The following is a 12,531-nucleotide window of genomic DNA, read 5'->3' on the forward strand; positions in this document are numbered from 1 at the left end:
ACTCACCATCTAGCATTTCCCGGGCGGTGCTCTGCGCCGTTTGCGAGCTTGACGGATTACTTGACTTGCGCCGTGTCGATTGACGCGTACGCCGCAGTCGTTCCCGGCCAGTTCGCTTTGAAAGAGTGAGAATTATGGATTGGCGAATTGGCTTGTTGCCGTTTTCGGCCCTGCTCAGCGCACAAGCTGCGCAAGCGCAGTCTGTCGGATACGAAGAAGCCCTTGCATCGGTAAGAGTCGAGCAACCCGCTCTAGAAGCTGGCGCGCTGCGTGTGCAATCACGGCGCGAGGCTGCGGAAGCGGCAGACGAGCTTCCTGACCCGCGTGTACGCGCAGGGGTTATGAATCTTCCGGTCAGCGGTCCCGCGGCGTTCGAGCTTGACCGGCAACTTCCTACGCAAGTCGCCATCGGTATCGAGCAGGAGATACCCAACCTCGCCCGCCGACGGGCGAAATTCGGCGTTGCCAGTTCGGAAGTGAGGCTAGCCGAAGCGCGCCTGGGTGTGACCGACCGTGATCTCCTCGCCGATGCGGGAACGGCTTGGGTGAGGCTCTATTATGCGCAGGCGCGGATTGAGCTTGCCCACGCCGCGCTGGACGAATTGAGGGCATTCGTACCCGCAGCGAACAGCGCCGTCGCCTCCGGGTCGGCCCGCCCGGCAGAGAGTCTGGCGATCCGGCGCGAACTGCTTGGGATCGAGGATGCAGCGACGTCGATCGAGGCCGAGCGCGAGACGGCGCAAGCGCAGCTTTCCCGATACATACCGTTCCCTGACCCGGTTGCCTTGGGTGAGGCTCCCACGGCGGCTCTGGATGAAAACCAGCTTCGCTTCGAACTGGAAGAGAATCCCGAACTCATTCTGGCCGATGCGGAACAAGATCGGGCCGAAGCCGGTGTGGCGCTCGCTCGCGCTGAAAAGCGGCCGGATTTTGGGGTGAGCGTCACCTATGGTCGTCGCGACCAGGCGTTTGGCGATGCGGTGTCGGTCATGGGGTCGATTACTCTTCCGATCTTCACCGACCGGCGGCAGAATCCGCGCATCGCCGCCGCCGAAGCCGATGCCGCTGCCGCTTTGGCCGACCGCGAGGATCGCAGGCGCGCGCTGGTTGCGGATTTCGAAGCCCATCTCGCCACTTGGCGCAGCACTACGCGCCAATGGCGCCGCGCGCGTGATGAACTTCTTCCGCTCGCGCGTGACCGCGTTGAGCTCGAGACAGCCAGCTTTGCGGCCGGGCGTGCCGATCTCGTCGATGTGATTGCGGCGAAATCCGCACTTGCCCTGCTCGAGCTGGAAATTCTCGAACGCGAACAGGCGGCGGTGCAGGCGGCGGTCAAACTACAACTCACATACGGGGAGGGCAGGCCATGAACTCCGTGCTCGAACGATTTACGCAGCGCCAACGCTTGTTTGCGGCTGGGCTAGGTATTGCCCTTGTCAGCCTGGCTGCTGGCTACGGTCTTCACATGCTCGGCGGCGAGAGCAGCGGGGCTGGGTCGGCGACGGATACTGACTGTGAGGACGTGCTCTATTGGTACGATCCGATGGTGCCCGGACAACGCTTTGACGAGCCCGGTAAGTCGCCCTTCATGGACATGATGCTGGTTCCCAAGTGCGCGGGAGAAGCTGCGGAAGCGGGCGTCCGGATCGATCCGGGCCTTGTCCAGAATTTCGGCATTCGCACTGCAGCGGCCGAGTTCGGAGTTCTCGAGCCGGAAATCACCGTGACGGGCGTCCTCGCGTACAACAGCCGGGATGTTGCCATCGTCCAGCCAAGAGCGGGCGGATATGTCCAACGCACCTATGGTCTTGCACAGGACGATGTCGTGCGTCGCGGCGCTCCGATAGTCGACATTCTTGTCCCTGACTGGGGCGGCGCGCAGCGTGAATACATTGCTGTGCTCGATACCGGCGATCAGGCACTTGCAGACGCGATGCGGCAGCGCATGCGCTTGCTCGGCATGACCGATGCAATGATCGCGTCGGTTGAACGCACACGCAGAGCTCAAAACACGATCACCGTCACGGCTCCCGTGGGCGGTGCCGTAACAATGCTTGGGGTGCGCTCGGGCATGACTGTAATGGAAGGTCAGACTTTGGCCGAGATTACGGGCTTTACGCCGATATGGCTTGAAGCTTCGGTTCCTGAAGTCCAGGCCGCAAATGTCCGGCAGGGCCAGCCCATCAGTGCGACCTTGGCAGCGTATCCGGATCAGCGATTTGCGGGACGGATTGTTGCCATCCTTCCAAGCGCCGATGCCGCGAGCCGAACCATCACCGTTCGGGCTGAGCTACCCAATCCGCGCGGCAGGTTGAAACCGGGGATGTTCGCGCAGGTGTCGCTTTCACCCGACACACGGCGAGCCTTGCTGGTACCGTCGGAGGCGGTCATTCGAACCGGACGCCGAAATCTCGTGATGCTCAAGCAGGATGAAGGCGCGTTCCTGCCTGCTGAGGTCGAAATCGGGCGCGAAGCGAATGGCAGGACAGAGATACTCGCAGGCCTTACGGAGGGCGAGCAGGTCGTCACTTCAGGTCAGTTCCTGATCGACTCCGAAGCAAGTCTTAGCGGGATCGACGTCAGGTCGATCGATGGGACCATGAGCATGGCGTCGGAAGGCTCGCCAAACATGAGGACGTACACCGCTACGGGAAGAGTGACGAAAATCGCTGGTGCTTCGATCACTCTCAATCACGCGCCGGTTCCCGCTCTCGAATGGCCGAGCATGGTCATGCCCTTCGCACTCGAAGACGCCGCTCTAGTTGACGGTATTGAACCGGGCGACAAGGTCGAGTTTACGTTCTCGCAGCACGACACCGGTCCGCGTATCGAATCCATTCGGGCGACCGACCGATGATCGCGCGCATAATCGATGCATCGATCGCCAATCGGTTTTTCATCGTTCTGGCGGCTATCGCGGTCACGCTGGCTGGCTTCTGGGCGGTGCGCGCAACGCCTGTCGATGCGATCCCCGATCTGTCTGATGTGCAGGTCGTGGTGCGGTCTAATTATCCGGGCCAAGCTCCGCGCATCGTTGAGGATCAGGTCACATACCCGCTCGCAACGACGATGCTCTCGGTGCCGGGCGCGGAAACGGTGCGCGGCTATTCGATGTTCGGCGACAGCTTCGTCTATGTGATCTTCGAGGACGGTACGGACCTCTACTGGGCGCGCTCGCGCGTGCTGGAATATCTCAACCAAGTGCAAAACGAATTGCCCGAAGGTGTGACAAGCTCGCTGGGGCCGGACGCGACGGGGGTGGGCTGGATTTACGAATATGCTCTCGTCGACCGAACGGGGAACAGCGATCTTGCTGGGCTCAGAAGTCTTCAGGACTGGTTCCTGCGCTATGAGCTCCAGACCATCCCCGGCATTGCAGAGGTTGCAAGCGTTGGCGGCATGGTCAAGCAGTACCAGGTCGTGCTGGAACCCTACCGGATGGCTTCGCTTGGCGTCACATACAGCGATGTCGTGCGTGCCATCCAGGCCTCAAATCAGGAGGCCGGCGGATCGGTGGTTGAAATGGGCGAGGCCGAATTCATGGTCCGCGCTTCGGGCTATCTCACATCTCTCAACGACTTCAGACAGATTCCGCTGAAATCGGTGGGTAACGGTATCCCCGTCACCTTGTCCGATGTCGCCACGATCCAGCTTGGCCCCGAAATGCGGCGAGGAATCGCCGAACTCAATGGCGAAGGCGAGGTCGCAGGCGGTATTGTCGTGCTCAGACAGGGTGAGGATGCGCGGGCAACCATCGCGGCTGTCGAAGAGAAGCTCGACGTGCTCCAGGCCAGTCTTCCCGAAGGGGTCGAGATTGTCACGACCTATGATCGTTCGAAGCTGATCGATGCCTCGATCGAAAACCTGACCGGAAAGCTCATCGCCGAGTTTATTATCGTCGCGATCGTTTGCGCGCTATTCTTATGGCATGTGCGGTCAGCATTGGTGGCGATCGTCACGCTTCCATTGGGGGTGCTGGCGGCCTTTATCGTGATGCGTTTTCAAGGGGTCGATGCGAACATCATGTCCTTGGGCGGCATAGCCATCGCAATCGGCGCGATGGTCGACGCTGCCATCGTCATGATCGAGAACGCGCACAAGCATATCGAGCATTGGGAAGAGGACCATCCCGACGAGCAGATGTCCAACGATGAACGCTGGAAACTGATTGCGGACGCATCGAAAGAGGTGGGGCCAGCGCTGTTTTTCAGCCTCCTGATCATAACCCTATCGTTCCTGCCGGTGTTTACTCTGCAGGCGCAGGAAGGCCGCCTTTTTTCCCCACTGGCCTTTACCAAGACCTATGCCATGGCGGCGGCCGCCATTCTGTCGGTGACACTGGTTCCCGTACTCATGGGCTGGCTGATCCGCGGCAAGATACCCAAGGAGGACACCAACCTCCTCAATCGCTTGCTGACCAACGCCTACCGGCCCGGTCTTGATTGGGTAATGCGCCGACCGAAAACCACATTGGTTGTGGCAGGCCTCGTATTCCTTACAGCGCTGGTCCCGTTCACCCGCCTTGGAGGAGAATTCCTGCCGCCGCTCGACGAAGGCGACTTGCTTTATATGCCAAGCGCGTTGCCTGGTCTGTCTCCTGGTGAAGCGTCGGCATTGCTTCAGCGGACTGATCGACTGATCAAATCCGTACCCGAAGTCGACACCGTGTTCGGCAAGGCAGGACGCGCGGATACCGCAACAGACCCGGCGCCGCTCACGATGTTCGAGACGACCATCCGGTTCAAACCTCGAGAAGAGTGGCGACCCGGAATGACGCCGGAGAAGCTCGTCGAAGAGCTTGATCGTGCGGTGCAGGTGCCGGGGCTCGCCAATGTCTGGGTGCCCCCGATCCGCAATCGCATCGACATGCTCGCGACCGGTATCAAGAGCCCGATAGGCGTGAAAGTGTCTGGCGAGAACCTTGGCGAGATCGAGCGCGTGGCGTTGCAGGTCGAGAATGTCGCAAAACAGGTTCCCGGCGTCAGCTCCGCTTTGGCAGAGCGTCTTTCGGGAGGCCGCTATGTCGATGTGGACATCGACCAGGTCGCTGCGGCGCGTTTCGGGCTGAATATCGCCGATGTTCAGCAGATTGTGTCAGGCGCGATCGGCGGCGCGAATATCGGCAGAACGGTCGAAGGATTGGCGCGATATCCCATCAATGTGCGCTATCCGCGCGAGATCCGCGACAGCCTCGCAGAACTGCACGCGCTGCCTTTGCTAACCCCCTCTGGCCAGCAAATTACGCTCGGCACCGTAGCGCAGGTGAGCGTCAGCGATGGCCCCCCGATGCTCAAGAATGAGCAAGGCCGTCTCATCAGCGTGGTCTATGTCGATACGCGCGGGCGCGATTTGACCTCGGTCGTAAGCGATCTTCAGGCGGCAGTTTCAGAGGGCGTCGATCTGCCTGCCGGTGTAAGCATTTCCTACGCGGGCCAGTTTGAATATCTCACCCGCGCCAATGAGCGGTTGCAGGTCGTCGTTCCCGCGACGCTCGGCATCATTTTCGTTTTGCTGTACCTGATCTTCCGCCGCTTCGACGAAGCGCTACTTGTTATGGGCACGCTGCCCTTTGCCCTCACCGGCGGCTTCTGGCTGCTCTATCTGATGGGCTACAACCAGTCTGTTGCGACATCGGTGGGTTTTATTGCGCTTGCCGGTGTGTCTGCCGAGTTCGGCGTCATCATGCTGATCTACCTCAAGTCTGCGCTGGCCCGGCGCAGCGGTGCCCTCGATGCGGACGGCGTGGGCGAAGCCATCAGGGAGGGTGCTCGTCTGCGCGTGCGTCCCAAGGCGATGACCGTGGCCGTCATTCTTGCCGGTCTCTTCCCTATCCTCATTGGAACCGGCGCAGGTTCGGAGGTCATGAGCCGCATCGCCGCGCCGATGTTGGGCGGCATGATCACCGCGCCGCTGCTTTCGATGTTCGTTATCCCCGCCGCATATTTGTTGATGCGGCGCCCCCGGCCCGAACGGCCAACCCAACCGCAAGGAGAAGAAGAATGCGTACCACAACCCTCATGAGCCTACTGGCCTTTCCGCTGGCGCTGGCGGCCTGCGATTCTGGCCAGGACACTGCCGACATGAACGACATGCCGATGGCAGAAAATGAAATGATGATGGACGGCGAGGATATGCCAATGATGGAACCTGGCAGCGAAATGCAAACCGTCAGCGCAGAAGGCACGGTCACTGCAATCGATGCCGAAGCGGGCACGATAACCGTCGACCACGGTCCGGTCCCAGCGATCGAATGGCCTGCGATGACCATGGCTTTTGAAGCCGATGAGCAACTGCGCAGCGAAGTAAGCGTCGGTGAGGGAATTGCCTTTGAATTTCGTACTGGTTCTGAAGGCAGTGTGATCACGTCGATCACGAAGGAGTAAATCGGTTGGGTGGTGCCAGGCAAATCTGGTGCCGCCCATCGCGAAACAGGAGGAGCATGATCCGGATACCGCGCATCACCCAGGCATTCCCCGTGGACCGCCGCACACTGATCAAAAGCGCTGGTTTTGCTGCTGCAGGCTTTGCCGCGTTCCCGCTTGCGGGATGCAAGGCGCAAGACGCATCGATGCTGGACAGCACTGACGGGTCCAATCCACTCGCTATACCGCCCTTGCAGCGTGGCGAGATTGAGCAGGGCGCACGGGTTTTCCGCCTGTCTTTGACACCGGGCCAGAAGGAATTCGTCCCCGGTGTTGCTTCGCCCACCATCGGCATCGACGCACCCTATCTGGGACCGACGCTTGAAATGCGCCGGGGCGAGTGGGTGCAGTTTCATATCGACAACAAGCTGGCCGAAGGCGCTACGGTCCATTGGCATGGTTTCGAACTTCCTGCCGCAGCCGATGGCGGACCGCATCAGTTGATCCGTCCCGGCGAACGCTGGAGCCCCTCTTTCGAAGTTCGCCAGCGGGCTTCGCTCTACTGGTGTCATTCGCATTTGGAACGCGAAGCCGGGCCGCAGGTCTATGCCGGGCTTGCCGCGCCGATTTTTGTTCGCGATGACGAGGAAGAGCGCCTCGACTTGCCGAGCGACTATGGCGTCGACGACATTCCGCTGATCGTGCAGGACCGCGTCATCGATGGATCCGGCCGCTTGGTGTACCCGCTGAGCGTGCACACGCGGATGATGGGCGTGCGCGGGAGCCGGATATTCGTCAACGGCACTGAAAACGCTGTGTTCGACGCACAGACAGGCCAATTGCGGCTGCGCATCCTCAATGGATCGAACGCCCGCCTTTACGATCTTTCGCTCGAAGGTGATCGTTCGATGCAACTGATCGCGAGCGATGGCGGCTTGCTCGATCGTCCGCACATCGTCCGCTCGGTCAGGCTCGCCCCGGGGGAGCGCGCGCAGGTAATTATCGATCTCTCGGAAGGACGCCCGCTTCGCCTTCTTGCCAGCAGTCCCGAAAACGCCATGGACATGATGGGCGGACGCGGAATGATGGGCGGCGGGATGACGGGGCGCGGCGATAGCGGCGATGCTTCCGCAGACGTGTTTCAAATCCTCGATATCAGGCCGGCAAGTTCGGCCCAGCGCATCAGGGTGCCGACACAACTGGCATCGCTTGCTCCACCCGACCTGTCGTCAGCCGTCCGAACCCGGCGTTTCGTTCTCGACATGGGCATGATGGGCGGCGGAATGTCCATTAACGGTGCTGCGATGGACATGAATGTGATCAACGAACGTGTGCCGGTCGGCCAATGGGAAATCTGGGAGATCGCCAACGCTTCGATGATGGCCCACCCGTTTCATATCCATAACGTCCAGTTTCGTGTGATCGACCGCGATGGCCGAGCGCCCCCACCATTGGAAACCAGTTTGAAGGATACCGTGATCGTCAACCCGCGCGAGCAGGTACGCCTTCTCCTGCGTTTTGAAGAACACACCGACCCAGACCTGCCCTACATGTATCACTGCCACATTCTCGAACACGAGGATGCAGGCATGATGGGGCAGTTCGTAGTCGTGAAGAGCTAGGAAGGACAGGCGATGAGCAAGAACGAGAGCGTAATCGAGGGTACTGCGATCGACCCGGTTTGCGGCATGAGCGTTGCAATCGACGGGGCTCAGCATATCGCGACGCATGATGGCGCGAAACACTATTTCTGTTCGCCGCGCTGTCACGACAAGTTCGTCACCGATCCCGAGCTCTATCTCTCGGGCGCGCATCTCGACGCGGTCGAGGATGTGCCCGAAGGCACGATCTACACCTGCCCGATGCACCCTGAAATCCGCCAGCCCGGGCCAGGTTCATGCCCGATTTGCGGCATGGCGCTCGAACCGGAAACGGTTTCGCTGGGCGATGGCCCCGACCCCGAACTGGTCGACATGCGGCGTAGGTTCTGGTGGAGCGCACTGCTTACGCTGCCTCTGTTCGTCTACGCGATGAGCGACATGGCACCGGGGCTCAGTTTCGACGGGCTGATCGAACCTGCCTGGGCGCAATGGGCGCAGTTTGCCCTTGCCACACCGGTTGTTCTTTGGGGAGCCTGGCCGTTCTTCGTTCGGGCCATCCAGTCGCTCAAGACGCGCAATCTCAACATGTTCACGCTGATCGGGTTTGGCGTTGCCATCGCCTATCTGTTCAGCGTGGTGGCGACGGTCGCGCCCGATCTGTTCCCTGCAGCGTTCCGCGACCATTCGGGACGGGTCGGGGTCTATTTCGAGGCGGCAGCGGTCATAACCACGCTTGTCCTGCTCGGACAGGTCCTCGAGCTCAAGGCCAGGGGCTCGACCTCGAGCGCCTTGCGCGCATTGCTCGAGCTGGCACCGCCCAGCGCGGTCAAGATCTTCGGCTCCGGCGATGAGCGCGAGGTGCCGCTCGACCAGCTGGCCACAGGCGATCGTCTGCGCGTCCGCCCCGGCGATAAGGTTCCGGTCGATGGAGAAATCGAGGAGGGATCGAGCGCCATCGACGAATCCATGATCAGCGGCGAACCGCTTCCGGTCGCCAAACAGGCTGGCGACACAGTCATCGGCGGCACAGTCAACCAGACTGGTGGGTTCATTATGCGCGCAACCGGCGTGGGCAAGGACACGATGCTGTCCAAGATCGTCCAGATGGTGGCCGAGGCGCAGCGCAGCCGCGCACCGATCCAGCGACTGGCGGATCAGGTGGCGGGCTGGTTTGTGCCTGCGGTGGTGGTGATAGCCATCGCCACCTTCGTGGTCTGGGGAATCTGGGGTCCCGCACCTGCGCTTGCCTACGCATTGGTCAATGCCATTGCGGTCCTGATCATCGCTTGTCCCTGCGCGCTTGGTCTCGCTACGCCGATGTCGATCATGACCGGCACGGGCAAGGGTGCCCAGCATGGCATCCTGATCCGCAATGCCGAGGCGCTGGAGACACTCGAGAAGATCGATACGCTAGTGGTCGACAAGACCGGCACGTTGACGATGGGCAAGCCCGATCTGGTGGCGGTGACGCCAGCAGAAGGAATCGACGAAGCCGATTTCCTGGCTGCGGTTGCAGGCGTCGAAATGGGGAGCGAACATCCGCTGGCCCACGCCATCGTCGAAGGTGCGCGGACGCGCGGGGTCTCGCCCGCCAATGCCACGGATCTCGCTTCGACGACCGGGGAAGGTGTTGAAGCCAATGTCCAGGGCCGCCGGGTTGCGATCGGCAATGAGAAGATGATGCGGCGCGTCGGGATCGATGACGAGGCCTGGCTCGGCACGGCCGAAAGTGGCCGCAGGCAGGGTCAAACAGTGATGTTCGTGGCATTCGATGGCCGTCCGGCAGGGCTCATCGCGGTGGCCGATCCGATCAAGCCTACCAGTGCAGCGGTCATTGCGGCACTGCACAAGCGCGATATCCGGGTCGTTATGCTCACGGGCGACAGCCGCGGCACTGCCGAAGCGGTCGCCCGTGAAATGGGAATCGACGAAGTGCATGCGAATGTCTCGCCCGAAGACAAGCACCGCAAGATCGAAGAGCTGAAAGCGCAAGGTCGCCGGGTCGGCATGGCCGGGGACGGGATCAACGATGCTCCTGCGCTGGCTGCCGCCGATGTTGGTATTGCGATGGGCACCGGCACCGATGTCGCAATCGAAAGCGCAGGCGTGACGCTGGTTCGCGGCGACCTGACAGGAGTGGTGCAGGCCATCGTGCTGTCGCGTGGGACGATGCGCAACATCCGGCAGAACCTGTTTTTCGCCTTCGCTTACAACACACTCGGCATTCCGGTCGCGGCAGGCGTGCTGTATCCCTTCTTCGGAGTGCTGCTCAGCCCGATGATTGCGGCCGCAGCCATGAGCCTCTCTTCCGTATCGGTGATAGGCAATGCGCTGCGGCTGCGGGGTCTGCGCCTCGAAGTCTGACAGGCCAAACTTCAGCCATGCGCGTTTTTCCAAGCGCCCATGGAACCGAGATAGATGTCGAGGCGCTTGAAGCCCTGGCTTGCGAGCCAGCCTGCCGCAACGCTCGCCCGCATGCCGCTCGCGCACATCAGCGTGTAGTGGCGGTCGCGGTCGAGCTCTTTCCATCGCTTGTTGAGCTCGCCAACATAGATATGCTCTGACCCGTCGATGCTTGCATCTTGTCGTTCGTCCGCGTCGCGCACGTCGAGCAAAGTCCATTCGCAGCTGTCTTGATCGAGCCTGCGCGCGACTTCCTCGGTGCCAATCATGGGAATGCTGCGCATCGCTTTGCCCTGAGCAGCGGCTGGAACCACGCCGACATAGCCGCCGACAACATTATCGAGACCGATGCGCACCAGATGGGCCATGGCGTGGGCTAGCTGGTCTTCCTCGGAAGCGACGAGGGCAATCCTGTCGCCTTCACCGAGGAACCATCCGGCAAAGGCCGGTATCATTCCCACCGGAAGGCACATGGCACCCGGCATATGACCGGCGGCATAGGCGAGCGGCTCGCGCACATCGACCAGGTGATCGGCGCCGCTCTCGCGAAGGTCGTCCAGCCCCAGACGCCTTGGCCGCATAATCCGCGGCGCGGCATCGGCCCCTTCGAGGTTAAGCCGTTCCATCAGCCGGAAATAGGGAGGTTGGTAGTGGTGTTCTGCTACCTTCGCCTTGATGAACTCATCGCGGTCGGAGATGCGCAGGCGCGGGTTGTTGCGCCGCTCGTGGCCGATTGTCGAGAATTCCCGGTCCGCCATTCCCGACCCGCAGACCGAGCCCGCACCATGCGCCGGGTAGATGATCGCCTGGTCGCCGAGGCGGCAAAGTTTCTGCAGGGAGTCGAAAAGAAGGCCCGCGACTTCTTCCTTGCGCTCGGGATAGAAATCGGTGCGTCCGACATCGCCGACGAACAAGGCATCGCCGGTAAAGACGCCGACCGGTCCCTCGGAATATTCGCTGTCATGGATGACGAAAGCGAGATGATCGTCGGTGTGTCCAGGTGTTTCAAGCACTTCGATCTTCAATTGACCCAGCTCGAAACAATCGCCTTCGCGCGTAGTGTTGGCGAAGGCCACGTTTCCGGCCGGATTGGGACCGTGGTGAACCGTCGCACCAGTCAAGTCCGCAAGGATCGGCGAGCCGCTGAGCAGATCCTCATTGCGATGGGTTTCGAAGATATGCGTTATCTCCAGCCCTTCAGCCCGGGCCCTTTCGACATAGACCTCGAAGTCCCGGCGCGGATCGATGACCGCTGCCTGTCCGCCCGAACCGATGATGTAGGAAAGGTGCGAGAGGCCAGGGGTTTTGATCTTCTCCAGAAACATACAATTTTCCTTGTCTGTTGCTCAAAACTTGTAGCGTTCGGGCTTGTTACAGAACGATAAATGATACGACGCTCAATCGATACCGAGTTCGGCCTTGATGGCACCAGGACTTTCGAAACGTTCGGCTTCGGGCCTGCCGATGGCAGGCTTTGCGTTGATCCAGGTGTCTTCGCACACGAATTCAAGCAGGCTCGCCGCGAGATCAGCATGACGGCACCGGAAACAGCCTTCCGCCAGCCGCTCGTCCGTAATCACGGCGTCGCCAGTGTAAGGCTCATCCAGCAGCCAGCCCGGCCGTGCGGCCGTCCATTTAATACCTTGGGCGTCGCTGAGCATCACTTCCATGGAGCGCATCTGCTCGAGTATATTGAACAATGCAGGCTTGGCAGTGAGTTCAAACCAGGCCGGGACGCTCGACTGATGTTCGACGAAGGCAGCGGAGATTACGGCAATGCGGTCGATCTTCGCTTGTGCCATCGCCTCGAGCAGGTTGCGCGTGCCATCGGTATAGAGCGGCGGTGGATCGATCGCATTGCCCGGACCGAAAGCGACACCGAGGGTCGAGATAACCGCGCGGCAGCCATCGAGATCGCCCGCGAAATTATCCGACAGCACATCGCATTCGATATATTCGAAGTCGCCCACCCGCTCGCCTGGCCCAGGCACGGTGTGTTCAAAGGCGCGGATCGGTATGTCTCGGGCAATGGCACGCCTCAAGAGCTCGGTGCCGGTCTTCCCGCCTGCGCCGAAGACAGCGATGGGCCTCGTATCGGTCATCTGCTTGTTCCTGTAAAAATGGTGAGGGCGACGAAGGGCGGAGGCGCGGGCGCATGGGTTAGC

At 61.0% G+C, this 12,531-nt stretch carries 8 protein-coding genes; 6 read left to right on the plus strand and 2 right to left on the minus strand.

Annotated elements, in window-relative coordinates:
- Positions 1-134: 134 nt before the first annotated feature.
- Genes CCE89_RS11860 through CCE89_RS11885 form a run of 6 tightly spaced genes read left to right on the plus strand, consistent with a single transcriptional unit; the run spans position 135 to position 10,327 of the window.
- Positions 135-1,370, plus strand: a complete 1,236-nt coding sequence (locus tag CCE89_RS11860) for a TolC family protein (protein WP_086438284.1) — start codon at positions 135-137, stop codon at positions 1,368-1,370.
- A complete protein-coding gene (locus CCE89_RS11865) occupies positions 1,367-2,857 on the plus strand; it encodes an efflux RND transporter periplasmic adaptor subunit (RefSeq protein WP_086438285.1) in 1,491 nt (496 codons plus the stop codon). The genes CCE89_RS11860 and CCE89_RS11865 overlap by 4 nt, the downstream gene beginning before the upstream one ends.
- Positions 2,854-6,021: an efflux RND transporter permease subunit gene (locus CCE89_RS11870; protein ID WP_086438286.1), complete on the plus strand. Its 3,168-nt coding sequence runs from the start codon at positions 2,854-2,856 to the stop codon at positions 6,019-6,021. The genes CCE89_RS11865 and CCE89_RS11870 overlap by 4 nt, the downstream gene beginning before the upstream one ends.
- Positions 6,000-6,383 (plus strand): copper-binding protein, encoded by a 384-nt coding sequence (locus tag CCE89_RS11875; protein WP_234990067.1) that lies wholly within the window; start codon positions 6,000-6,002, stop codon positions 6,381-6,383. Before CCE89_RS11870 ends, CCE89_RS11875 begins: the two co-directional genes overlap by 22 nt.
- Positions 6,384-6,439: 56 nt before the next feature.
- Positions 6,440-7,984 (plus strand): multicopper oxidase family protein, encoded by a 1,545-nt coding sequence (locus tag CCE89_RS11880; RefSeq protein WP_086438287.1) that lies wholly within the window; start codon positions 6,440-6,442, stop codon positions 7,982-7,984.
- Between the two features lie 12 nt (positions 7,985-7,996).
- Complete coding sequence (locus CCE89_RS11885) at positions 7,997-10,327, plus strand: heavy metal translocating P-type ATPase (RefSeq protein ID WP_007163847.1); 2,331 nt, start codon at positions 7,997-7,999, stop codon at positions 10,325-10,327.
- An 11-nt stretch (positions 10,328-10,338) separates the two neighbouring features.
- Here the strand turns inward: CCE89_RS11885 and CCE89_RS11890 are convergent, their stop codons facing one another.
- Together CCE89_RS11890 and CCE89_RS11895 are read right to left on the minus strand one after the other, a co-directional pair.
- Positions 10,339-11,691 (minus strand): MBL fold metallo-hydrolase, encoded by a 1,353-nt coding sequence (locus CCE89_RS11890; protein ID WP_086438288.1) that lies wholly within the window; start codon positions 11,689-11,691, stop codon positions 10,339-10,341.
- Between the two features lie 72 nt (positions 11,692-11,763).
- Positions 11,764-12,468 (minus strand): NAD(P)-dependent oxidoreductase, encoded by a 705-nt coding sequence (locus tag CCE89_RS11895; RefSeq protein WP_086438289.1) that lies wholly within the window; start codon positions 12,466-12,468, stop codon positions 11,764-11,766.
- Between the last annotated feature and the right edge of the window lie 63 nt (positions 12,469-12,531).

This window comes from Altererythrobacter xiamenensis, from assembly GCF_900177715.1.
Taxonomy (GTDB): Bacteria; Pseudomonadota; Alphaproteobacteria; order Sphingomonadales; family Sphingomonadaceae; genus Erythrobacter; species Erythrobacter xiamenensis.

Excerpts from the sequence above, each read along its gene's own strand:
- CCE89_RS11860 (WP_086438284.1), top strand. The coding sequence starts at position 135 with ATGGATTGGCGAATTGGCTTGTTGCCGTTTTCGGCCCTGCTCAGCGCA.
- CCE89_RS11865 (WP_086438285.1), top strand. The coding sequence starts at position 1,367 with ATGAACTCCGTGCTCGAACGATTTACGCAGCGCCAACGCTTGTTTGCG.
- CCE89_RS11870 (WP_086438286.1), top strand. The coding sequence starts at position 2,854 with ATGATCGCGCGCATAATCGATGCATCGATCGCCAATCGGTTTTTCATC.
- CCE89_RS11875 (WP_234990067.1), top strand. The coding sequence starts at position 6,000 with ATGCGTACCACAACCCTCATGAGCCTACTGGCCTTTCCGCTGGCGCTG.
- CCE89_RS11880 (WP_086438287.1), top strand. The coding sequence starts at position 6,440 with ATGATCCGGATACCGCGCATCACCCAGGCATTCCCCGTGGACCGCCGC.
- CCE89_RS11885 (WP_007163847.1), top strand. The coding sequence starts at position 7,997 with ATGAGCAAGAACGAGAGCGTAATCGAGGGTACTGCGATCGACCCGGTT.
- CCE89_RS11890 (WP_086438288.1), bottom strand. The coding sequence starts at position 11,691 with ATGTTTCTGGAGAAGATCAAAACCCCTGGCCTCTCGCACCTTTCCTAC.
- CCE89_RS11895 (WP_086438289.1), bottom strand. The coding sequence starts at position 12,468 with ATGACCGATACGAGGCCCATCGCTGTCTTCGGCGCAGGCGGGAAGACC.